Raw genomic sequence first — 22992 nt, 5'->3', positions numbered from 1 at the left:
TGATAAGGAGGGATCTTTTGTCCGGGCCTATCTCAACGTCTTGGAGGATAGGATCATGACAACGGTTTTAGGGGCTGTGTTAAGGGCTGGCAGTCTCGCTGGTTTGATTACAGGCTTAATGTTTACGGGAATTGAGGGGGTTTTAGCGGGGGCTGCCTTTCATTTAGCACCGATGCAAACAACATTTGCACCCGTGGGCCGGGGCACGACCCAATCCTTTGAGGTGGTCAGTAGTGGAACCCAACCGGTGGCAGTAGAAATCCACATGGTGAAGCGAATCATTGCCCCAGATGGCACAGAAACCAATCCCAATGCCGACGATGAATTTATTGTTTACCCACCCCAAATTCTCTTGAACCCTGGGGAGCGGCAACGGGTACGGGTCACTTGGTTAGGGGATCCCAATCCGCCCCAAGAACTTACCTATCGCATTGTTGCCGAACAATTACCCATTAACCTAGGGCAAATAGAAACCCAACAGGGGGGGCGTAATGTCATTATCAAAACCCTGTTTGAATATGTGGGTTCTGTCTACATCACTCCTCGCAATGCCCAGGCGGATGTGGGCCTTGATTCCCTCGTTGCGGTGGCAAATCCCAGGGGTGGAACCCAACTCAAGGTGACATTGATCAATCGTGGGAACCGTCATCAAATTATGGGGCGGGTGTCTTTGGCGGTGCAGGGTGAAAATGGTGAAATCCTTCAATTTAGCCCGGAACAACTCCAGGCGATCGCCGGGGAAAATATGCTGGCAGGAATGAAACGGGAGTTTATCTTACCCCTGCCCAACGGCACACCAGTGGGGCCCATGACGGGGGAATTTCAGGTTCAGCCCTAGAATTGTTTGACGTTCTACTACATTGCAACAGTTTGACATTCTATTAAATTGCAACAAAGAAGGAGGTGAGGAGCCATGCTCTTGTCTCACCTTGGGTTAGGTTTTTTTAAGTCAGGTTTTCTCGTCTATTTGTGTCTAGGCACAGTCATCAGTCTCACAATCCTTGAAGGGGTTTACAGTCAAGTTGGTCGGGCAGAATCTCAGTCCGTAGGAGCATCATCGACTACCGTGACCCTAGTAAAGCCAGAACCCTATGCCCAATGGTTGCGGCTCCGACCTAATGCCCAAGAAGGTTTTAAGCACACATTATCCGATCGCCCCGTAGCCGACAGTGAACATCGGGACACCCAGGCAGCCGTATCTGGCATTAATCCGTAATCCCCTTCCTGTATTCGCAACCCTTGAATATCTCTTGAATCCCTAGGTAAAGATCTAAGTGACGATCTAAGCTAAAAACTTTCTATAGTTCTAGGCGTTTCAGGACGAAATCAAGGTAGAACAGGGATAGTGTTGGCCCTGTTTTTGCAGTGGCCCACGCATCCAGCGAATCACTAGAGGATCATGGTTATGGCCACGTTAATCCCGCCCGGTTGCCCAACGGTTGCCGTTGAAGATGATCGTACCGGTGTCAGTGTTGAAACCCTCAAACGCGCCTTCATGGATAACCTGTTCTACCTTCAGGGACGGTTTCCAGAGGTTGCAACCCTCAATGATTATTATTTAGCATTATCGTTTACCATTCGCGATCGCCTGCTACACCGTTGGCTGCATACGGCCCAAACCTATCGAGATCAGGAAAGCCGCACCGTTTGCTATCTCTCTGCCGAATTTTTAATGGGCCCCCATCTTGGCAATAACCTGATTAATTTGGGTCTTTACGAACAGGTGAATCAGGCCATTTCTGAATTGGGGTTAGACCTGCAAGAATTACTGGGTAAAGAAGAAGAACCGGGTCTGGGCAATGGCGGCCTCGGACGATTAGCCGCCTGTTATCTGGACTCCCTGGCGAGTTTAGAAATCCCGGCGATCGGCTATGGTATTCGCTACGAGTTTGGCATTTTTGATCAAGAAATCCGGGATGGCTGGCAGGTGGAGATCACCGATAAATGGCTTCGCTACGGCAACCCCTGGGAAATTGTCCGGCCGGAAATCTCGATGCCCGTGAAGTTTGGCGGTCATACCTACACCTACACCGATGACCAAGGGCGGCTGCGGGTACAGTGGGAACCCCATCGGGTCGTTCAGGGCATTGCCTATGACACCCCCATTTTGGGCTACAAGGTGAATACGGCAAATATGCTGCGACTCTGGCGGGCCGAGGCGATCGAGTCCTTTGATTTTCAGGCCTTCAATACGGGCAACTACTACGGTGCCGTCCACGAAAAGATGTCCTCGGAAAACATCACCAAGGTACTCTATCCCAACGATGAGCCAAGTCAGGGGAAAGAACTCCGCCTCTCCCAGCAATACTTTTTCTGCTCCTGTTCCCTCCAGGACATGATCCGGCTGTACCTGCAAAAGGAAACAGACCTCCGCAAGTTCCATGAGAAATTTGTGGTTCAACTCAACGATACCCATCCCGCCATTGCCGTGGCCGAACTCATGCGTCTCTTGGTGGACAAACATTACGTCGATTGGGATACGGCCTGGGACATTACCCAAAAAACCTTTGCCTACACTAACCACACCCTGTTGCCGGAGGCTCTAGAAAAATGGCCCCTAGAGCTATTTGGCTCTCTGCTGCCGCGCCATTTAGAAATCATCTATGAAATTAATCAGCGGTTCCTGGATCAGGTGCGCCTTTGCTACCCAGGCGACTCTGAACCCCTGGCCCGACTCTCGATTATTGATGAGTCCGGGGCACGCTATGTCCGCATGGCAAACCTGGCCTGTGTGGGCAGCCATGCCATTAATGGGGTTGCCGCCCTCCATACAGAACTGCTGAAGCAAACGGTTCTCAAGGACTTTTACCAAATCTACCCGGAAAAATTTACCAATAAGACCAATGGGGTTACGCCCCGACGTTGGATGGTCTTGAGCAATCCACCCTTAACGAAACTCCTGAGCGATCGCATTGGTGAAGGCTGGATTAAGGATCTCGATCAGCTCCATCAACTGGAATCTGGGGCAACGGATACGGGCTTCCAAGATGCCTGGCACGCCATGAAGTTGGATCGGAAACAGACCTTGGCGGCCTATATCAAACAAAAAATGGGGGTAACGGTCAATCCCGATTCCCTCTTTGATATTCAGGTAAAACGGATCCATGAGTATAAGCGGCAGCATCTCAATGTGCTGCATATTATTACTTTGTATCAACGGCTGAAAGAAAATCCCAACTTGGATATTCAACCCCGCACCTTTATTTTTGGGGGCAAGGCGGCACCGGGCTACTTTATGGCCAAGCTGATCATTAAGCTGATTAATTCCGTGGCTGATGTGGTGAATCGAGATCCAGCCATGGCCGATCGCCTCAAGGTAATTTTCTTACCGGATTACAATGTTACCTTTGGCCAACGGGTCTATCCTGCCGCTGATCTGTCAGAACAAATTTCCACCGCCGGATTCGAGGCCTCCGGAACGGGGAATATGAAATTTTCCCTGAATGGCTCCCTAACCATTGGTACCCTGGATGGGGCAAATGTGGAAATCCGGGAGGAGGTGCGCCCAGAAAACTTTTTCCTCTTTGGTCTCAATGCCGAGGAGGTGCAAAATCTCTATCACTCTGGCTATCGCCCCTGGGACTACGCCAATGGAAATCCAACCCTTAAGGGTGTTCTAGACTTGATCGGCTGTGGGCATTTTTCCCACGGCGATGGCCAACTCTTTAAGCCCCTACTGGATAATCTTTGGCAGAGCGATCGCTATTGCCTGATGGCGGACTATCAAAGCTATATTGACTGCCAAGATCAGGCGGGTCAAGCCTACCAAAACCATCGTCAATGGCTGAAAATGTCCATTTTGAATGTAGCCCGCATGGGTAAATTCTCCAGCGATCGCTCCATTCGGGACTACTGCCGTGATATTTGGCACGTCGAACCCGTCAGTATTGATCTCCCCACCACATCCTATCTCTCCAACGAGAGCTAATCTCCACTAAGAGGGTAGAAACCTAAACCTTTCTGCCCTCTTTTTGACCTGTTATTATATGTTCTAAAAGGAGAATATCCATGGCCCCAGTAAAAGTGGGAATTAACGGCTTTGGCCGCATTGGTCGTTTAGTGCTGCGGGCGGGCCTAAGTCATAGCAATATTGAATTTGTGGGCATCAATGATCTGGTTCCTGCGGATAATTTAGCCTACCTATTTAAGTACGATTCCACCCATGGCATCTATCCGGGAGAGGTCTCTGCCACCGCCGATGGCATTGTGGTCGATGGCACATTTATTCGCTGCACCGCTATTCGTAATCCGGCGGAATTGCCCTGGAAAGAAAATGGAACGGATTACATTGTCGAGTCTACGGGCCTGTTTACGGACTTTAATGGGGCATCCCAACACTTGAAAGCAGGGGCGACACGGGTGATTCTTTCTGCCCCCACCAAAGATCCAGATCGAGTCAAAACCCTTTTAATCGGCGTGAATGATCACCAGTTTGATCCCGCCACGGATGTGATTGTGTCCAATGCCAGTTGCACGACAAATTGCTTGGCCCCCATTGCCAAGGTGATTCACGATAATTTTGGCTTAGCCGAAGGGTTGATGACCACGGTTCATGCGATGACGGCGACCCAACCCACAGTGGATGGCCCCAGTAAAAAGGATTGGCGGGGAGGCCGGGGGGCGGCTCAAAATATCATTCCCGCTGCCACCGGAGCCGCTAAGGCTGTCACCCTAGTTTTACCGGAACTCAAGGGTAAACTCACGGGTATGGCCGTTCGTGTTCCCACCCCCAATGTATCCATGGTAGATCTCACATTCAAAACGGAAAAAGAGACTAGCTATCAAGAGATTTGTGAGGCAATGAAGGCAGCAGCCGATGGCCCCCTAAAGGGAATTTTGGGCTATACCGATGAAGCGTTGGTTTCCAGTGATTTCATGACCGATTCCCGTTCCAGTATTTTTGACGCCACCGTCGGAATGGAACTGAACTCAACCTTTTTTAAGGTGATTTCCTGGTATGACAATGAGTGGGGCTATTCCAATCGGGTGATTGATTTGATTCTGAAGATGGCCACCCGGGATGGTCTCGCTTAGGGGCTTTCCCTAACGGCCCAAATCGTGAAGGGCGTTGATGCGATCGCAACAGGTTTGGGTCACCGCATTCAGGGTGGGGCGATCGCTGGTTTTCGGGGCCGGCACGAGTTCACCAATCCGCACCGTAATCGGAACCGGTCGGGGCCATTTGGACTGATCAAGGATCTGCTCCGTTCCCCATAGACAGACGGGCAGGAGGGGAGCCTTTGCTTTGGCGGCAATCAGGGCCGCTCCCAACTTCGGGTCAGTAATCCGACCATTGGTGGTGCGGGAACCCTCCAGAAAAACCCCCACAGCCCACCCTCCTTGCAGAGCCTTTAGGGCCGCTTCCATGGCCCGGCGATCGCTACTGCCCCGCTTAACGGGATAGGCCCCATAGAGCCGAATTAAGCGATTAAAAACAGGAATCTCAAATAACTCAGCCTTGGCCATATAGGCTACGGGCCGGCGGACACAATTGGATAACAGGGGAGGATCAAAATAGCTCCCATGGTTGCTGACTACGACTAACGGGCCCCGCTGCGGTACTCGCTCTGCCCCATAGATGCGACCACGAAAATAGCTATGGAGCATGGGACTGACAATCGACCACTTGAAAAGATGGTAGAGGGCCAAACTGGGCCACGTTTCCCGCTGTCGCTCCATGATCCGTCCTAGGTGAATGGCTTAATAATGTTCTAGGGATAAGTTAGCTTGGCCCTAGATGCTGAACCCCTTCCATGGCGATCGCCTTCGTGGTTCGCTTCATTAATCCGGCTAAAACATTTCCCGGGCCAATTTCATAGCCCGTGGTTACACCTAACTCCGCCAAGGCCAAACAGGTTTCCCGCCAACGCACAGAACCCGTCATTTGTGCCTGTAACCGTTGTTTCAACAGAAGCGGATCTGTGGTGGGACTAGGCTCCACATTGGAGAGAACTGGTATCGTTGCCTCAGAAAACACCACGGTGTCTAGCACCTGGTTAAACTCCGCCGCTGCGGTTGCCATCAAAGGGGAATGGAATGCCCCACTCACATTCAAGGGAACGGCCCGCTTGACCTTGATGTCTCCTAAAAGTTGATCCACCGCCGCGGGTGTACCGGAAATGACCACCTGATCCGGATGGTTATCATTGGCGAGAACCACATCCTCTAGGGCAGCAACTTGAGTAACTAAAGCATCCCGATCAAAACCAATCAGGGCCACCATTGTGCCATTGGCCGCCTGATCCATCAGCTGCGATCGCCGCCGCACTAGATCTAGGCCCGTTTCAAAATCAAAAACGCCGGCCGCGTAGAGGGCAACATACTCCCCTAGGCTATGACCGGCGACGTAATCGGCGAGTGTTCTGCTTTGTTTCCAATCCTCTACGAGAATGGCTTCCACCGTATACAGGCAAGGTTGGGTATAGAGGGTATGCCCAAGATCGCCTAACTCTCCCCGACAGCAATCTAAAACTGACCAACCTAGAAGGGCCTCGGCTTGGGCAAAGCGTTCTTGAGCTAGGGGAGACTGGGCCAAATCTACCCCCATTCCCACCTGTTGGGAACCCTGCCCTGGAAACAACCATGCCGTTTTGCCCATAAACCGCCTCGTGCCCCTAGAAAAGGTTGCGCCCCTAAAAAAGGTTGCGTATGTTACCGCTCTCTAGATTACCCCAATATTGACGGAGATTAGTCCCCCTAGGCACTGATGGGATAGGCAGAACCAGCCTGATGCTCCACCGCGGCTAACACCTCCTGGGCTGTCCAACGATCTTGAATATTCTCCGCTAAACATCCGCGAATCAAGGCATCAAAGGGGGCCGGCAAGATTTCGGGAAGAGTCAACCGGCAATGGCTAATATCATCAATCACTCCCACTTCCGTCGTTGCCCCATAGGGAACTTCCCCCGTCAAAAGCAGGTAGGTGAGGATACCCAACGCCCAAATATCCGCCTTCGGGCCAAGTTTTTGGCAACGGGTAAAGGCTTCGGGGGCAAGATAGACCAACATACCTGAGGGGTCATCATCTAGACCCACATGGGCCACTTTCCAGATTTGTTCCTGTTCACACCAGCGAATGTTTTCCGGTTGTAGATTTCCATGGGTCAAAGATTTCTTGTGGAGAAATTCTAGAGCCTTAGCCACATCGGTGATAATGGTTAGAATATCTTGCCGATCCAGGGTGTGGTTATATTCAAAATGATCTTGGAGATCATAGTCCGTGAAGGGTATATCTGCATAGTAGAAATCACAGCAGTAGTTATGGAGGGAAAGGGAATATTTGCCAATGGTATTATAACTAATCAAATTGGGATGCTGTAAGGACAAACCCATCTGTAATTCCTTCAGTTGAATGCGTTCCTGACCAGGATAGGTGTGGACAGGCATGAGCTTAATCGCTCGTGTCGCAATGGGTTGACTCTGGAGAAATACTGTGGCAGAGTACAATGCACTGGAATGATCCTCGGCAATTAGCTCTTCTAAAAAGTACTTGTTCTCGATGGTTTCACCAATTAGAAAATCGTAGAGTAGGGTACCGGCAGACACTGCATCGCAATAGCTATTCATCCTCGTTCCTCCAGTTTTTGCTTCATCGATTTGTCTCGATATAAGCACCTTAACTGTTCTATCAGGCAGGGTAAATGGAAAGGAGATGGAAATTTTATGGAAATTTTATGGATTTTGATCTGAATTCTCTGAATTCATGAACGACAAAATTAAGTGTATTATTTTCACCCTACACTGAATCTATATTGAGAACGTATCCCAGTCCAGATTGGGTCTCTAGGAGAACATTTACGTTTGCGCCTGGGGCATGGGTGGCAAATAGCCTGCGTAGCTCTCGTGCCAAACCATGAATATCACTATCCGGTCGCAAATCAGCTTCCTCTATGCCCCAAATGGCTTTTTTGAGTTCCTCAAAGGTGCAACAAACGGCCTGGCCCTGCTCTAAATTGCGATCGCTCATGTAGGCCACCATTTTATTGAGTTGGGGACGGGGTTGTTTGGGCAGTTTTCTCAGTCCCTCTCCCTGCTGGTAATAGAGTGCTTTTTGGGCAACATTATAAACAAAGGGGCCATTATTTTTAGACTCAGGGGGCTTGGGGAAACCATCACTGTCATCCTCATCGTCATCACCATCACGAATGCCAGTACGGCCAAGATCATGAAATTCCAGTTCCCAATCCAAGATACAGATGACATCTTCATGATTAAGAAATACCTTATCTGGATCATCTGGATCTTTTGGCTTGATTTTAATGATTACTGAATGTTGCTTTGGAGAGCTTCTCCGTAGATAGGTATAATTTTGACTGTGAAGGTCAATAATGTGCCAGCGACTCACAATCTGATTAAGTTTGCAATGTTGGCGACTTACAAGGCGGTCTGGTATGACAATATCATTGTCCGGCAAACGACCAATCGTATACTGGGATTGGGCTAAGGGAAGACAAAACTCTTCACCGGAGGGAGGTCTAATCAACAAGTACGGTATCATTGGATACCTAACCAAAATTGAATTTGATTAACAGCAAAAATTATTTTTGATTAATGCTAACTTAAACTCTAGGAGTTGAACTTAGGGAAGTATATCAAGAGTACTGCAACCCTGTAAAGGAACGAAACACCTTAAAGACTAGAAACCGTTCCCTTAACTTCCCATGGAAATGAGATAGAAATTTTATGGAGTCAGATTCAGAATCCCTGGGAAAACAAAAAAGCCCGTCACTTCCATTTTATATTAAGAATATATCCTACCCCAAATTGGGTCTCCAGAAAATCTACGTTTGCGTTTGGAGCACAGGCCTCAAATAGTTTACGTAGCTCCCGTGCTAAACCACGAATATCACTATCCGGCCGTAAATCAGCTTCCTCTATGCCCCAAATGGCTTTTTTGAGTTCTTCAAAGGTACAACAAACAGCCTCACCCTGCTCTAGATTGCGATCGCTCATGTAGGCGACCATTTTATTAAGCTGGGGACGGAGTTTCAGCTTTGTCAGGTCATCTCCCTTCTGGAGGTAGAGTGCTTTTTGGGAAACATTGTAGACAAAGAAAATATCCTTAATAGGTAAAACATCCTCGAAGATAGGTTTAGTAATATTTTCGTCATGAAATTCCAGTTTCCAATCCAAAATACAGATGACATCTTTATTGTCAAGAAATACCTTGTCTGGATTCTTTGGCTTGATTTTAATGATTCCTGAACTCCGCTCTAGATAGGTGTGATTTTGACTGTGAAGATCGATAATGTGCCAGCGAGGTCCAATCTGCTCAAGTTTGCAATGTTGGCGGCTTACGAAGGGATCTGCCAAGACAATATCATTGTCCGGCAAACGACCAATCATATACTGGGATTGAGTTAAGGGAAGACAAAACTCTTCACCGGAGGTAGGCCGAACTAACAAGTACGGTATCATTGGATACCTAACTAAAATTAAATTTAATTAATGGCAAAAACTGTCTTTAATTGATCCAAAATTAAACCCTAAGGCTTGAAATTAAGTAAAGTATATCAAGAGTACTCCAACCCTGTAAAGGCAACAAAACAAGTTAGAGACCAGCAGCCGTTCCTTTTGCATCTATTGCTACATAATTATTTGTTGAAATACTTCTGAAGATCCTGGATGGTAAATAAAGACTGAAAATCTAGGCCCGCTTTTTGAAAAGTTTCCTGGCCACCACACTGGCGATCGACAATGGCAAGTACAGATTCAACACGATAGTCTGCGGCCCGTAATCGCTCCACCGCCTGCAAGGCAGAATGCCCCGTTGTCACCACATCTTCCAAAATAGCGATTGGGGTTTGGGGCGGGAGGGTGGGCCCCTCAATATAGGCTCTAGTGCCATGGCCCTTTGCTTCTTTGCGGATAATTAATCCTGGATAGGAACGGTGTTGGGGATGGTCTTGATCCATCATGGCCCCAGAGAGAACGGTGACGGCCACCACTAAAGGATCGGCCCCCAGGGTTAGACCGGCCACGGCCCTAGTTTGCTCGGGAAGATGGGCTAAAAATAAGCGGCCCACCAAATAGGCCCCTCGGGGAGACAGGGTAACGGGTTTGCAGTTGATGTAGTAGTTACTTTTTTGACCAGAGGCTAGGGTAAAATCTCCTTCTTGATAGGCATCTTGGCAGAGGAGATGGAGGAGGTCTTGACGCAGGGAGGTAAGGGCAGGGGCCATGGTATTCCGATCTATTTATCTATTTGGGCACGTTCTTTATCATCCCTCAAAATTATCCCTCAACGGTTGACAAGGGTTCGAGGGGGGGAAGGGGAAAAATCTTCTCTAGGCGATCGGGATTGAAGGGTTCCAGGGGCGTGGGACTCAATTCAAAATCGGGAATAGGCAGCAACGGTTCGGGGGTTGGCTCTGGTGGTGGTTCTGGCAGGGGCGGGGGTGCGACGCTCAGTTCCAGGAGTTCGGAAATCGTCACAAAGGTATAGCCTTGTTTTTTAAGGCGGCTAATGATCGTGGGTAGGGCTTTAATGGTGGCCCGGCGATCGCCCCCGCCGTCATGGAGCAAAATAATGCCCCCCGGTCGAGTATCTTTCATTACACGGGCGACAATTTTCTCTGAAGTAATGTCTGGAGCCGTATCAGCAGGATCTACCGACCAAAGCAGAATAGCGTAGCGTTTCATGGCGGCGTAATCCACCAAGCCATTATCTAAAATGCCCCCGGGGGGACGAAAAAGGCGGGTTTGCACCGTGGCTTGTTTAGCAATCAGGGCAGAGGTATTTTCCACTTCCTTGGCGGCGGTGCCTGGATCAACCTTGTGATAATCATGATTCCAAGTGTGGTTGGCAACCCCATGGCCGGCATCCACAATTTTCTGGGTGAGTGTGGGGTAAAGCTGCATATGGCGACCCACCACAAAGAAGGTTGCCTTCACCCCGTGGGTTTCCAGGATTTTTAGCACCTCTTCTGTCGATTTTCCCCAGGGCCCATCATCAAAGGTGAGGGCAATGACCTTTTCACCATTGGGCAATGATACCGATCGCACCACTTCCCCATGGTATTTACGGGGACTGAGAAAGCGAATATCCCGCTGCTCTGCTGTGGCGGATTCGGCAAAGGAGGGAGTTTGGGCTAATCCCCACCATGCTACTAACATTAGGGTTAGAAAAAATAAAACAAACGCGAAAAATACCCGCCGTTTTCCCATGGCTCACACCCCATCAACCGCCAAGTTTGGTTTAAGTTTATCTTGAATGATCATTGCTGTAGACAGGACACCCATCATCCTTGTTCCCGCAGTTGCCTTGGCGATAGCATATAAGTATTAAAGAGAAAAACTAACGGGTGCAGGATGCAATACCGACGATTTGGACGCACCAACCTGGCCATGCCCGTATTTTCCTGTGGGGGAATGCGTTATCAATATCAATGGCAAGATACTCCTTGGTCACAGATTCCTAGGGATAACCAGGCTAACCTAGAAGCGACGATTCGCCGTGCCCTTGATCTGGGCATTAATCACATTGAAACGGCCCGAGGTTATGGCACCTCCGAACTGCAATTGGGGCAGATTTTACCTCAACTTCCGCGAGAAAAGCTCATTATTCAAACAAAGGTTGGCCCGCGACCGACGGCCCAAGAGTTTCGGGAGAATTTTGATCGGTCTTTTGGTTATTTGGGTCTAGATTATATTGATCTGTTGGGCATCCATGGGATTAATACCCTTGATCACCTTGACCAAACCCTACGGCCGGGCGGTTGTATGGCCCTGGCCCGCCAATGGCAAAAAGATGGCAAGGTGCGCCACATTGGATTTTCCACCCACGGCCCCCTAGAGGTTCTCTTGGCGGCGATCGCCACGGATGAATTTGATTACATTAATTTGCACTGGTACTACATTAACCAAAACAACTGGCCCGCCATTGAAGCGGCCCGGAAGCACGATATGGGGGTCTTTATTATTAGCCCCTCGGATAAGGGGGGTATGCTCTACCAACCCCCTGAGAAGTTAATCAAGCTCTGCGCCCCCCTTAGTCCCATGATCTTCAATGATTTATTTTGCCTGTCCCACCCCCAGGTTCATACCCTGAGCTTAGGGGCGGCCCGGCCCGATGATTTTGAGGAACACCTGAAAACCTTAGCTTTGCTGGAGCAGGCCCCAAGCCTTTTGCCGCCAATTTTAGATCGCTTGGAAGGGGCTGCCATTGCTGCCTTGGGAGCGGACTGGTACCACACATGGAACCTGGGCTTACCCCGCCACGAGGAGACCCCAAGCCACATCAATATCCCGACGATTCTCTGGTTGTGGAACCTAGTCCAAGCCTACGATCTAGTGGACTATGCCCGGATGCGCTACAACCTCCTGGGGAATGGGGGACATTGGTTTCCGGGGCAAAATGCGGCTCAAGTTAAAGAGGTAGAACTTGAGTTAAAAACCTGCTTGCAGGGAAATCCCCAGGGCGATCGCATTCTTGATATTTTGGATCAGGCCCATGAATTGTTAGGTAGTAGCCCTCAAAAACGTCTGTCTCAGTCGTAAGTTGAATATCCCATTGAACCTTTTGATTCAAGGCCATGTTAATATTTTTCTCAGTTATGTTGCGATCGCTGATTGAAGGAAATAAAATTTTATGGAAGCAATAGTTCTTTTAGCAAAGCTACCCGAAGCCTATTCGATCTTTGATCCCCTGGTGGATGTTTTACCCGTCATTCCCCTATTATTCCTGGCCCTCGCCTTTGTGTGGCAGGCCGCCGTTGGTTTCCGCTAAGGTCTTGCAATAACGTCTTCAAACTCCATTTTTAACCCGAAGAGTCGCCCCTAGAATGCTATCCCAGAGAAGCTTTTAGGGGTTTTCCTCTGGTTTTTTCTTTAGATATTCTAAAAATATGCCAAGAAAATATTTTTACAATTTGCAGAACATCCAGATTGTGATGTATAGTAGTAAATCTACGAGGTAACGCGGGGTAGAGCAGTCTGGTAGCTCGTCGGGCTCATAACCCGAAGGTCCATGGTTCAAATCCATGCCCCGCCATTATTATTTTCAATTCGTGTTTTAACCTTCCTTTCTACTCCAAAGGGTAAGCACCCCAAAAGGTAAGTAATGGTAAGATCAGACATGATTTTCCACTTACCTCAACAGAGAGCAAATCAATGGTTATCTCACGGCGTAATGTCCTAGCTTTGACTGCGGGAGCATTATCCATTGGCCTGCACCAATCCATTTCTAAGGGCCTCAGGGCAGAGTCAGGATCAGGAATAGAGACCAGCAATTTAACTCCAGATCAGGCCCTAGATCGATTGGTAGAGGGTAACAAACGATTTGTTAACAATCGAAGCCAAAATCCGAATCAAACCACGACTCGACTAGTTGAAGTGGCCCAAGGACAAGAACCCTTTGCGGCAATTTTGGGTTGTGCTGATTCACGGGTTCCCTCAGAAATTATTTTTGATCAAGGCCTAGGAGATCTCTTTGTCTGTCGGGTGGCGGGTAATAGAAATCGCCAGTCTGGAATTCAGTACGGCTGTCCTCAGGACGAAAGTCATTTTGGTTTTGGGGCATGGGAGTTGTGGGGCAGTCTATGCAGCCCTGCGAGATGCTCCAGTTCCAGGCACGATCGGTAGTTTACTGGATGTTATTCGTCCTGGTATTCAAGATATCCATCTTCAAACTGAGGATTCTTTAGAGAAGGCAATCAAGGCAAATATTCGCTATCAAATGGAGCAATTAAAGTCATCTTCAATCATCAATTCCATGGCCCAAGATAACCGGATCAAAGTTGTTGGTGCCTACTATGACCTACATACTGGGGTGGTTGATTTCATTTAGTTGAAACTGCCTGGGTTAGGGGAGCAATGGTACTCAAGCGTAGTTTGGGATGATCGGCGATCGCCTGCTGCACATTCCAATCATTCTTAAAGAGCAACACCGGTCGATCCCAACTGTCTTTGACCGTAATGGCATTAAATATCCGCCCCGCCGCCTCTAGGGCCGGCCAGCCATCCAGTACCCAACGAGCAACGGTATAGGGTAAGGTATCTAAACGAGTCTCTACCCCGTATTCACTTAAAAGCCTAAATTGCACCACCTCAAATTGGAGTTGTCCAACAGCGGCTAAAATCGGATCCCGTTTCGCTTCATCCACGGAATACATAATTTGTACTGCTCCTTCCTCCCGTAGTTCTGAGACTCCTTTTTGGAATTGCTTAAACTTGGAGGGGTTAGGGTTTCGTAGGTGGGCAAACAGTTCCGGCGAGAAGCAGGGAATCCCTTCGTACTCAAGTTTTGAACCAACGTAGAGGGTATCCCCAATGGCAAACATTCCCGGATTATTTAAGCCAATCACATCCCCGGCATAGGCGGTTTCCAGGGATTCACGGCCCTGGGCAAAGAGCTTTTGGGGGTGGGAGAGTCGCAGGGTTTTGCCGGTGCGGGCATGGGATACGGTCATATCTTTTTCAAACTTGCCCGTACAAACCCGGACAAAGGCAACGCGATCGCGGTGTTTGGGATCCATATTTGCTTGTAGTTTGAAAACAAAGCCGCTGAAGTTTTCTTCTGTGGGGGAGACTTTGCCGCGATTACTTTGGTAGGCAATGGGTTTTAGGGCATAGGTAAGGAAATGCTCTAAGAAAATCTTCACGCCAAAATTGGTCATGGCACTCCCGAAAAAGACTGGGGTCATCTTGCCTTGGTGGATTTGCTCTAAATCTAGGGACTCACCCACTCCATCAAGGAGTTCAATTTCATCCTTGAGTTGATGGTACTCAAACTGATGGGTCTCAAGGTAGGCATCCAGTTGCCCATCCCCCAGGGGAATAATGGTTTCCTCCACTTCCCGTTTACCATGGGCAGTCCGTTCAAATAGGTGAAATTCTTGGCGCAGGCGATCGTAAATCCCGCGAAAGCGATCGCCCATACCCAGGGGCCAATTCACTGGATAGGTTTGTAGTCCGAGTTCCTGTTCAATTTCGTCAATCAATTCTAGGGGGTCGCGTCCTGGGCGATCCAACTTGTTAATAAACGTGAAAATGGGCAATCCCCGCAACTTACATACTTCAAAGAGCTTGCGAGTTTGGGGTTCTAGGCCCTTGGCCGCATCCACCAGCATCACCGCATTATCCGCTGCCGCTAGGGTGCGATAGGTATCTTCACTAAAATCTTGGTGGCCAGGGGTATCCAGGAGATTAATCTGATACCCCAAATAATTAAATTGCAACACCGTCGAGGTAATGGAAATCCCCCGTTGCTGTTCCATCTCCATCCAGTCAGAGGTGGCATGGCGTTGGGCTCGGCGCGCCTTAACGGCCCCTGCTTCGTGGATAGCCCCACCGTAGAGGAGGAGTTTTTCCGTTAGGGTTGTTTTCCCCGCATCGGGGTGGGAAATAATGGCAAAATTACGCCGCCGTTCTACTTCCTGTTGAATGTCGCCCTGTTGAATCGTGTCTGCCAAAATACTACCCCTAGCCAGAAAGTCGTAAAGCTACCAGAAATAAATAAAATAGGCTTGACCCATCATTACCCCTGTCTAACCTGTCTGAATTGTAGACATTTTCTGGGTAACGGTAGCCAAGCCTAAAGTACAGAAGTGGTTAAAGGACGAGGGCTACATCATCCCCATGCCCAATCCGTGTCAAACCTACCTACAGGCTTATCTAGGGCTTGTCAGTCCAATTTAGCCTAAATTACAGCCTAAATTCAAACCCCATCCCATTATATTTCTGAGGTTTTTTCATGACCGCTTTTACCACCGCAAATATTCCATCAAATGTAAATACCCTGGAAGAACTTGCCGCTTGGGCAGCATCGGCCCTAGCTGAGGTCAACCCATCGGCCACAATCGTAGTGGCCCCAGGTCAAGCGGCGCGGGCGGCAAACGTGCAAAGCGTGTTTTTTGAAAATCAATCAACCAACCCAGAACGTTTAGCGATCGTCCTATATCTCCCCTTGGTTGCTGGTTGGCGCGGTCAGGGAAAAATCTGGAGTAATGGGGTAGGGGAACTGTCAGCCACAGCATTACCTACTACCTACACATCAAACTAGGTAAGGGTAATTGATTCCCCCCCATCTAGTTCCAGCGGCCGAAGCGTACAAAGAGGCCCTAAGGCAGCAACAGATCCAAGAGGCCGCAACACGCCCCCTAGTTGACTTGGGTAATGGCCCGGGCCAGCCACCGGCCCCCCATCCCAACCCTACGCCCCAAACCCGGCCGCTAGTACCTAAGCCAAAATTCCCTAAAATTCCTAGGCCTAGAGTTCCAAGCGGATTAGGAGGTAAAGCCGTTCCCATACTAGGGGCCGGCTTAACGGCGGTTGATCTTGCCGATAGATTACCCAAGGTTCCAGGTCAAGCAAGGGATGGGGTGGCCGCCGCTTTGGGGGCCCAAGAAGCGATCGCGGCCAAGATCAGGGAACCATTTGGATTGCCTACCTTCTACCCGTACCCATGGCTACCCCCTCCAGGCGGTGGCACACCGGCCGGGTATGAAACTCCCTATGATTCCCCCATGCCTAGCAATCCAGCATGGAAGGGGCCGGTGTGGGACTATCCAGTTAGCCCTGGCACTGTGGTTAGGATCAGGTTTACGGGAAGTCTTAGGCGGGCCACTTGTCCCTATTGGTGTAGCTATAGCAATCAATCTTTTACTGATTATGAATTAGGCACAGTAACCGGCCCGTTCACCATTGCCATCTACAGCAATGGCCAAAGCGGTGATAGTGAGCGACAACGATTGTTTATCAAACCCGTTGGAGCATCTGGTAATGGATCGGAAGTTTTTCCATCCAGCGGATATACGTCTAATGTCAGATTTAGTAATTACAACTTCTCTTTACAGCGGGTTAGCGATGGTACACCCATCCCAACACGCCCCAAACCCCCAACCCCTAGGCCATCTCCTGGAGCTACCCCGGCCAGTCCCCAAACCCGGCCGCCGGCCAGAAGCACCGGCGGCCAACCCTAATAATCCCGTACCGCCGGCCGGCCCCAATAATCGGCCCGTACCAATTCCAGGCGATGCAAACCCGCCGGCCTGGCCATCCTCCCCTAACCCAGAAAGGCCCCATGATCCGGCGTACCCCAACAATCCACCGGAATACAACCCCAACACGACCCATTCACCCCATAGCCCGGCCAGCCCCAATCCGTTTAATCCCGATCAGCCATTAGGTGATCCGCCGGTTGAAACTGTCACCCCTAGCAATCCTGACCCCATCCCGGCGGCCGCTGAAAATTCTGGCACATCCCGGCAACCATCCCCCCAACCCCAACCATTACCAATAACTAGCCCCGTACCGGGCGAAGGGGTCACGTCTACCACTGACCCCAACCCGCAAGGCCAAGATAACCCCAACCCTAGCCCCAACCCAAATTATCAATTCACCCCCGGCCCGGAAAATCCAACAAACTCAGCAAGCGCGTGTAGGTTTGAGCTAGGCCCCTACGGTTTAATAATGACCCTCCTAAACAAAATTCTGGAGGCCTTGAATAAAGAAGACCCTGAAACCCAACAGCAACCCCAACAAATTTTAGAAAATGTTCAGTTACCCTACGTTACAGGCTCTAGCGGTAATCGGCAGCTACAAAGCCATCAATTTCAAGTGGCCGCCGGGTCAGTTCCCCAAGGCACAATTCAGCAATTCAACCAAACGGCACAATGGGCATTAATTGAACCGGGCGATTATTCCCGGAAAACCTACGAATTACTAGGCGGCGGCACGATTTTCAATGAGGATCATATAGCTGTCGTTCATCCTGAAAATCAGACAAAGGCAGCTATCGAACAGATGGCCCCAGATGATCAAAATGTTAATCAGATCCAAGTAATAGGGATCGTAGGCATGATCACCGCGATCGGAGGATGGGCAGCTTTTAGATCGGGCCTCCATAAATTCCCCCAAGCGGTCACAGATGTTAGCCCCGGCGGCCAAGAATTTACCCGGATGGCTCATAATGCCGTAGACGTGACCATGACAAGCAACCGTCAAGGTAGCGCGATCATGACGGGATTAAAGAAGGCCTCGGAATTTATCAAAAAAATTAGCGTTACCCTACGTTTTGATCGCGTGATTAACTGGATGACCTTCGCCACAAGTTTGCACAATGCTGCAATGCTCTCTAAAAATATCGGCTATAGCCTAACGATGATCGTAGACAACGCCCTAAGAATCCCAGGCTGGCAACCACAGGATGAGAATGGAAATACCGTATCAGTTGGACAAATATTGAGCCAAACCACAACGGCAATGATGAAAACGATTCTAGGGGAAGAAGTCTGGGAGGGTACGTTAGAAACGTGGCATCAACTAAACAGGGTGATCATGGTTGCCAGAAACGTTAGAAACAGCGTGATCTCTATTTACTACTCAATCAGCAATCTTTTAACCTACATGGCAGATAGTAACAATGAAGTGGCTAACGCCCTGATTGAGCATGGGGTATTACCTGAAGATGCCTATGATCCAAGGCCCAAGGAAACTAAGTTCTATGAACAAATAGAGATGAAATTAAACAATGCCTATTATCATCTCAATTCATTAAATGCGATTCTGGCAGATATTAACACGGTCAAGGATGAAGTAGGTAGGTTAAATGACTATAGAAAAGAGTTTATTAAAGAAGTAGACGGCTTAAATAAAGCTGCTAAGGAAACATACGATAAAGTGATCCAAGAAAATGAACGGCTAGAAATAATTAATGAGACTGACGATCTAGAGAATGGCTAACTATGGCTAATGAAGCGGTAAGCAAAACTAAATCATGGCGGTATCTTAGGAGGATTCTAAAATTACTCCACAATATAGCTGTGATTAAGTATTTTAAGCAAAATAGAAACCCATCAAGAAAATACAAATTTTTGAAAATAGCGTTAATGGTAGATAGTACGGATTCAGCTATAAAGCTAGTCCTTAGGTTTTGGCTGTTCTATGTCTTGATTAAAGCCAGTGGTAACTTGAATGACCCGCTAGTTATCCCTGACCGCTGGCAACACACATTCAAGACCGTTAAACAACTTCAAGTTATCTATAAATCACCCAAGGGTTACTACAGCCTGACCATTCCCCATTGGGAAAAGAAAGCCTTTGATACTAGGCGGCTATCCTTCCCATCATTTACCAAGGGTAACTATACCCTTATGGTCAAGTTTGCGGATAACAGCAAGTGCATAATTAATGCTTTCTCTAACGCGGAAGCCGATAAAGTATGGAACTTTGTAAAGAATCACATCAACAAAAATATATTAAAAACTGCAATAATGACCTATTACAAAGTAGAAGGCAAAACCACAGTTAGGGTAGTCCCTTACAAGGGTCAGATAAATGATAAGAAGGGCAGCATTGAGGCTAAATTCTACTTTGACCGGGTAACGGTCTAGTAGGTTGATATGAAGTCCACAACTATAATAAATGTCTTAAAAGAAAATAGAGACATCCATCTTTTAATGGAGCAAAGCCTGAGAAATAAATCCTCAACGATCCAAGAGTTAACCCTATTCTTTTTAAGCCGCGAAGGGAAACTGGAAGGGGTAAGAACGTCCTACCTAAAATATAGGGATAGCGAGGATGATCCTTAAAACATTCTGATCAAAATTTTAGGGTGAAAGTCCCGTGAGAAACCCACAGGAACGTATAGGTTCCGGTGAGTTAATTACGGCAGAACGAGACGTAGGCAATGCTAATGTATTGTTGCGGCAACATCTAGTTAATAGGATTTAACTATGGCCGCTGCTATTACCACTTCAGCAACCAGCCTTGAAGGTCAAGCTCTAGAGTGCATCCGGGAACTACAAAGCCTTGAACTGGCGATCCCTGAAGCTGACCGGCCCAACAATGCGACGATCGCTGTAGACTTTGAAGCTCTAACCGCTACCCTATCCGTTACCCTGCCAGTAACCCTTAATGGTGCTGGGGCCGCTATCAGTATCACCGCTTCCCCCTATCTCTCTTAGGGTTTTAATCAACCTATAGGAGGTAAGTAACCATGGCTAAGCCACAATTCACACGGTTAACGGTTCAATGGGGAGCCTACCGATTAATGAAGCCCCGGGCCCGCTCTGGAACATCCCGGCAGTTAACCACTGTTGGGGTATATGGGCAGATGCTCAAGGGAACCGCTGATCGGATCAAGCTGCGGAAACAACAACTGCGGCCGGCCCGGGCGATCATCATGCGATCGCTGGCATCCCGGAAGACTACCAGAGGCAAGCGATCAGCAGAACCACTGATCAACCCCAACACCGGCCGCAAACTTCCCGATCCCTATCCCTATCTCTGGGTTCCAAAGCCGCAAACCCATTTTAGTAAGTGGGTTCGGACAGTGGGTACGCGGGATTATGCCAACCTGCTAGAGGCCAAGCTATCGCCCCGCGATGCCCGATGGTCAAGGATTGGAGTGCCCCGTCAGCTATCGGTCGCCCGTCATGTGATGAATCTATGCCGATTCTCTGAAACTGGAGCCTTTAGAGCGTTTGGCAAAACATTCATTCTGGCCCGGGCCACTAGAACAGCGTTTGCAAGCAAGGCTCAATCGGTTAAAATCGGCGCGGCCGCACCCGTCAACGATAACGCCGATACGGCCAAGCCAGTTAACGAGATTTAGATGGATGGCCGTCCTATTTAGGACAGTTAGATCGCCCGGTTCACCCGTAATAGTTGATCCGGGCCCTTCTAGCTTTATCAAGTTCTCAGCCACTCCAAGGCATTTATTAATGTCGATTGAGTATCTATCTCTTGATGCAGTTCTATTTAGGCGTTTCTGGTTTACCGCTAACCCGATCCTCATTAAACGGCCTGAGTCACCCGGCATACTAAAGCTGCGACTCAGTATCTATGCTCGGAGTGCCTTTAAGCTGGCTACCCAAACGGCTAACGTAAGGCTGGATTTAATCACTACTTAGGATCAGCAATGGAATTTACCAGTAGATTGTTTGATTGGTTGGCAAAGGGTGATCCGTCTAAAATCCTGAATCGCCAAACCAAGTTTGCTGACATTGTGGTAGAGGCCCAAGAAATAGATCACAATGCCTATTTATTCGATTTTGTAGAAAATACTGATGATGACCTAATCAAAGATAGGAATAACCAAGGCGAGATTCTCTACTTTGACAATGAGCTAGTTTTAGCCAGTTCCCTGATTGATGATCCTGATACACCGGATGAAGATAAAGAGCTTTATGAGGAAATTCTAAGGGATAGCGAATTGGAGATAGCCGATTATGGAGAGTAAACCCGGATTTTGTGAAATGCTCACGGTGAAAATTAATGAGCTAAATTCCTTGATCCTCTCACTACAAAGCAAAATAACCCATCTTGAACATACCGATAGGCAGCATTACCACCTAATCATGCTCCTAATGGCTGTTTCCCTAGGGATCAACAATCCCCTAACTAAGTCTCTGGTTCAGTCACACCTAGAGCCTACTAATTCAACATCTACCGCTTGCCACGTCAGAAACGAGAACTATGATTAGCCTACGTTTTCAACCCACAGCGATCACTGACAACGGCCTGATCCGCTGGCATCTATCCCTGATGAACGGCGATCGCCCAGTGGATCAAATCAATGCATATAGTGGAGCGGTTGGGGCACAGGCACTAAATACAGGGGCTGGAGATTTTCCTGGTAGCTTGCGGCCCCTACCGCCGGGTAAGTGGAAAATTGGCCCGATTGAAGATGCTGGTAGCAGTTGGGGGCCGGCGATCGGGCGGTACTGGATAGACTTACTGCCCATGCCGGGCACGCAAACCCACGGGCGATCAGCCTTTGGAATACATCTTGATGCCAACTATCACGCCCCAAGGGGTAGGGGTTCGGCCGGTTGCATTGTTACCCCGGTTTCCAAGGACTTAGAGCGCGTCTTAGGTTGGCTACGGGCCCAGGCCCGGCCTGAATTTTTGCTGTGTTCCCATGATCAGCCTATCCCCAAGGGTCAGGCTACCTACACCATTACTTGCAACCGCCGGGCCTGGTTGGATCTAATTGCATGGTGTGAAGGCACAGACGGGCCAGACGGCTATAGAACGATGTTCACTTATAGGCTGTTTTCTGATTTCTCAGATCATCCCCGGCAGATCCAACGATCGGGCGATCTAGCCAGCGATGCGGCCGGGCGTTACCAATTTCTTAGCACTACATGGGATGAATGCAAACACGCCCTTAATCTCCCCGATTTTTCCCCGGCAAGTCAAACACAAGCGGCCCTATGGCTCATTGACAAGAAACGTAAAGCCCTGGAATTTTGCGATCAATTAATGATAGGGCCGGCATTAGATCGGCTTTCCTATGAATGGGCATCATTACCGGCGGCCAGTGGTAGGGGGCGATATGGGCAGCCGATTAAGTCGTTAAAACAAGTCAGAGATCGGCTAATGTCTAACCTGGCCCGTTAAAAAGAAGCTAATTTAGCCCATCGTCCGGTTCATCTGGGATAAATTCAAATGTCAGTTTGACTCGGCCACGTCGCCACTTATTTCCTGGGGTGAGTATCTGGCATCTTGCTCCACCCTGATCATAAAAATGTCTTGCACCTTTTTCTTCAGATAAGAAATCTTCCCAATCCTTAAAGGTAAACAGAGAGGAGGGGATCCAATCGCTGTTGTAATCAAATTTCAGAACGGCATCATCAGCTATTTTTTCAGGTTCCATAATTAACTCCCTAATGCCACAGAAGCTAAACGGTCAGCACCAACTTTAACAATAATTGCCACTTCAGAGATGGGTAACTTGCGAATCTGATGAACAATACGATCTACTGCTTTTGGCTCTATAACTTCCCTGTTTTCCACGTAAGCGATCAATTCTTCTAGGGTTAACCCAGCCAACGCAGCAATCTTGGCCAGATTATCAATCTCAGGAATATAGTCCCCATTTTCCCAGCCTTGGATAGTGGTAGGAGCAACTCCAACCAAGCGGGCGAATTCCCGCAAACTCCTGTCAGATCGTGTTTTTCTAACTAAAATCCCAAGCCGCTGCTTAGCTTCGAGGTTCATAGAAATATCCCAACACATATATACCAATGTACGGCAAGTACACCTGTA

The 22992-nt window shown here is 48.7% G+C and carries 25 protein-coding genes, 1 tRNA gene and 1 pseudogene; 16 read left to right on the top strand and 11 right to left on the bottom strand.

Features of this window, described 5'->3' with window-relative positions:
• The first annotated feature begins 55 nt into the window (after positions 1-55).
• The 4 genes from L3556_RS06480 (at position 56) to gap (ending at position 5034) form a co-directional block, all read left to right on the top strand.
• Positions 56-838, top strand: a complete 783-nt coding sequence (locus L3556_RS06480; RefSeq protein ID WP_277866488.1) for a fimbria/pilus periplasmic chaperone — start codon at positions 56-58, stop codon at positions 836-838.
• A gap of 75 nt (positions 839-913) precedes the next feature.
• Positions 914-1216 (top strand): hypothetical protein, encoded by a 303-nt coding sequence (locus L3556_RS06475; RefSeq protein ID WP_277866487.1) that lies wholly within the window; start codon positions 914-916, stop codon positions 1214-1216.
• A gap of 189 nt (positions 1217-1405) precedes the next feature.
• The gene (locus tag L3556_RS06470; RefSeq protein WP_277866486.1) at positions 1406-3928 is read left to right on the top strand and encodes a glycogen/starch/alpha-glucan phosphorylase; all 2523 of its coding nucleotides are present in this window, start codon (positions 1406-1408) and stop codon (positions 3926-3928) included.
• 80 nt (positions 3929-4008) lie between these two features.
• Positions 4009-5034: a type I glyceraldehyde-3-phosphate dehydrogenase gene (gene gap, locus L3556_RS06465; protein WP_277866485.1), complete on the top strand. Its 1026-nt coding sequence runs from the start codon at positions 4009-4011 to the stop codon at positions 5032-5034.
• A 9-nt stretch (positions 5035-5043) separates the two neighbouring features.
• On the opposite strand, the gene L3556_RS06460 is transcribed toward gap, so the two are convergent.
• The 7 genes from L3556_RS06460 to L3556_RS06430 form a co-directional block, all read right to left on the bottom strand.
• Positions 5044-5679 (bottom strand): lysophospholipid acyltransferase family protein, encoded by a 636-nt coding sequence (locus L3556_RS06460; RefSeq protein WP_277866484.1) that lies wholly within the window; start codon positions 5677-5679, stop codon positions 5044-5046.
• 43 nt (positions 5680-5722) lie between these two features.
• The gene (fabD, locus tag L3556_RS06455; RefSeq protein WP_277866483.1) at positions 5723-6598 is read right to left on the bottom strand and encodes an ACP S-malonyltransferase; all 876 of its coding nucleotides are present in this window, start codon (positions 6596-6598) and stop codon (positions 5723-5725) included.
• A gap of 98 nt (positions 6599-6696) precedes the next feature.
• Positions 6697-7566 carry a serine/threonine protein kinase gene (locus tag L3556_RS06450; protein WP_277866482.1) on the bottom strand — a complete coding sequence of 290 codons (870 nt, stop codon included), beginning with the start codon at positions 7564-7566 and terminating at the stop codon, positions 6697-6699.
• Between the two features lie 169 nt (positions 7567-7735).
• Positions 7736-8482 (bottom strand): FHA domain-containing protein, encoded by a 747-nt coding sequence (locus tag L3556_RS06445; protein ID WP_277866481.1) that lies wholly within the window; start codon positions 8480-8482, stop codon positions 7736-7738.
• A gap of 242 nt (positions 8483-8724) precedes the next feature.
• Complete coding sequence (locus L3556_RS06440; protein ID WP_277866480.1) at positions 8725-9405, bottom strand: FHA domain-containing protein; 681 nt, start codon at positions 9403-9405, stop codon at positions 8725-8727.
• 188 nt (positions 9406-9593) lie between these two features.
• Positions 9594-10181, bottom strand: a complete 588-nt coding sequence (pyrE, locus tag L3556_RS06435) for an orotate phosphoribosyltransferase (protein ID WP_277866479.1) — start codon at positions 10179-10181, stop codon at positions 9594-9596.
• Positions 10182-10233: 52 nt separating this feature from the next.
• A complete protein-coding gene (locus L3556_RS06430) occupies positions 10234-11166 on the bottom strand; it encodes a polysaccharide deacetylase family protein (protein WP_277866478.1) in 933 nt (310 codons plus the stop codon).
• Positions 11167-11310: 144 nt separating this feature from the next.
• On the opposite strand from L3556_RS06430, the gene L3556_RS06425 reads away from it, so the two are divergent.
• The 4 genes and pseudogenes from L3556_RS06425 (at position 11311) to L3556_RS16295 (ending at position 13786) form a co-directional block, all read left to right on the top strand.
• Positions 11311-12498 (top strand): aldo/keto reductase, encoded by a 1188-nt coding sequence (locus L3556_RS06425; protein ID WP_277866477.1) that lies wholly within the window; start codon positions 11311-11313, stop codon positions 12496-12498.
• A 91-nt stretch (positions 12499-12589) separates the two neighbouring features.
• Positions 12590-12727 (top strand): photosystem II reaction center protein K, encoded by a 138-nt coding sequence (locus tag L3556_RS06420; RefSeq protein WP_277866476.1) that lies wholly within the window; start codon positions 12590-12592, stop codon positions 12725-12727.
• 190 nt (positions 12728-12917) lie between these two features.
• Positions 12918-12991, top strand: a tRNA-Met gene (locus L3556_RS06415).
• Between the two features lie 119 nt (positions 12992-13110).
• Positions 13111-13786, top strand: a pseudogene (locus L3556_RS16295) (carbonic anhydrase).
• Here L3556_RS16295 and L3556_RS06405 read toward each other — a convergent pair.
• Positions 13779-15428: a peptide chain release factor 3 gene (locus tag L3556_RS06405; RefSeq protein ID WP_422110774.1), complete on the bottom strand. Its 1650-nt coding sequence runs from the start codon at positions 15426-15428 to the stop codon at positions 13779-13781. The pseudogene L3556_RS16295 and the gene L3556_RS06405 overlap by 8 nt on opposite strands.
• 263 nt (positions 15429-15691) lie before the next feature.
• Between L3556_RS06405 and L3556_RS06400 the strand changes: the two genes are divergently transcribed.
• Positions 15692-16000, top strand: a complete 309-nt coding sequence (locus L3556_RS06400) for a hypothetical protein (RefSeq protein ID WP_277866473.1) — start codon at positions 15692-15694, stop codon at positions 15998-16000.
• A 10-nt stretch (positions 16001-16010) separates the two neighbouring features.
• Positions 16011-16919, top strand: coding sequence for a hypothetical protein (locus L3556_RS06395; protein ID WP_277866472.1), 909 nt, complete (start codon positions 16011-16013; stop codon positions 16917-16919).
• A 195-nt stretch (positions 16920-17114) separates the two neighbouring features.
• Here the strand turns inward: L3556_RS06395 and L3556_RS06390 are convergent, their stop codons facing one another.
• The gene (locus L3556_RS06390) at positions 17115-17267 is read right to left on the bottom strand and encodes a hypothetical protein (RefSeq protein WP_277866471.1); all 153 of its coding nucleotides are present in this window, start codon (positions 17265-17267) and stop codon (positions 17115-17117) included.
• A 142-nt stretch (positions 17268-17409) separates the two neighbouring features.
• On the opposite strand from L3556_RS06390, the gene L3556_RS06385 reads away from it, so the two are divergent.
• The 6 genes from L3556_RS06385 (at position 17410) to L3556_RS06360 (ending at position 22344) form a co-directional block, all read left to right on the top strand.
• Positions 17410-18681 carry a hypothetical protein gene (locus tag L3556_RS06385; protein WP_277866470.1) on the top strand — a complete coding sequence of 424 codons (1272 nt, stop codon included), beginning with the start codon at positions 17410-17412 and terminating at the stop codon, positions 18679-18681.
• Between the two features lie 2 nt (positions 18682-18683).
• Complete coding sequence (locus tag L3556_RS06380) at positions 18684-19331, top strand: hypothetical protein (protein WP_277866469.1); 648 nt, start codon at positions 18684-18686, stop codon at positions 19329-19331.
• A 342-nt stretch (positions 19332-19673) separates the two neighbouring features.
• On the top strand, positions 19674-19904 hold the full coding sequence (locus L3556_RS06375) for a hypothetical protein (RefSeq protein WP_277866468.1): 231 nt from the start codon (positions 19674-19676) through the stop codon (positions 19902-19904).
• A 32-nt stretch (positions 19905-19936) separates the two neighbouring features.
• Positions 19937-20554, top strand: coding sequence for a hypothetical protein (locus L3556_RS06370; RefSeq protein WP_277866467.1), 618 nt, complete (start codon positions 19937-19939; stop codon positions 20552-20554).
• A 306-nt stretch (positions 20555-20860) separates the two neighbouring features.
• Complete coding sequence (locus L3556_RS06365) at positions 20861-21181, top strand: hypothetical protein (RefSeq protein WP_277866466.1); 321 nt, start codon at positions 20861-20863, stop codon at positions 21179-21181.
• A gap of 236 nt (positions 21182-21417) precedes the next feature.
• Positions 21418-22344: a glycoside hydrolase family protein gene (locus L3556_RS06360; RefSeq protein ID WP_277866465.1), complete on the top strand. Its 927-nt coding sequence runs from the start codon at positions 21418-21420 to the stop codon at positions 22342-22344.
• A gap of 7 nt (positions 22345-22351) precedes the next feature.
• On the opposite strand, the gene L3556_RS06355 is transcribed toward L3556_RS06360, so the two are convergent.
• Together L3556_RS06355 and L3556_RS06350 are read right to left on the bottom strand one after the other, a co-directional pair.
• Positions 22352-22600, bottom strand: a complete 249-nt coding sequence (locus tag L3556_RS06355; RefSeq protein ID WP_277866464.1) for a KGK domain-containing protein — start codon at positions 22598-22600, stop codon at positions 22352-22354.
• A 2-nt stretch (positions 22601-22602) separates the two neighbouring features.
• Positions 22603-22944, bottom strand: a complete 342-nt coding sequence (locus tag L3556_RS06350) for a helix-turn-helix transcriptional regulator (protein ID WP_277866463.1) — start codon at positions 22942-22944, stop codon at positions 22603-22605.
• Positions 22945-22992: the final 48 nt, after the last annotated feature.

The sequence above is a fragment of the Candidatus Synechococcus calcipolaris G9 genome (assembly GCF_029582805.1).
In the GTDB taxonomy this organism is placed as follows: Bacteria; Cyanobacteriota; Cyanobacteriia; order Thermosynechococcales; family Thermosynechococcaceae; genus Synechococcus_F; species Synechococcus_F calcipolaris.
The sequence above is the reverse complement of the archived record's forward strand: the minus strand, read 5'-3'. Positions and strand labels throughout refer to the sequence as shown.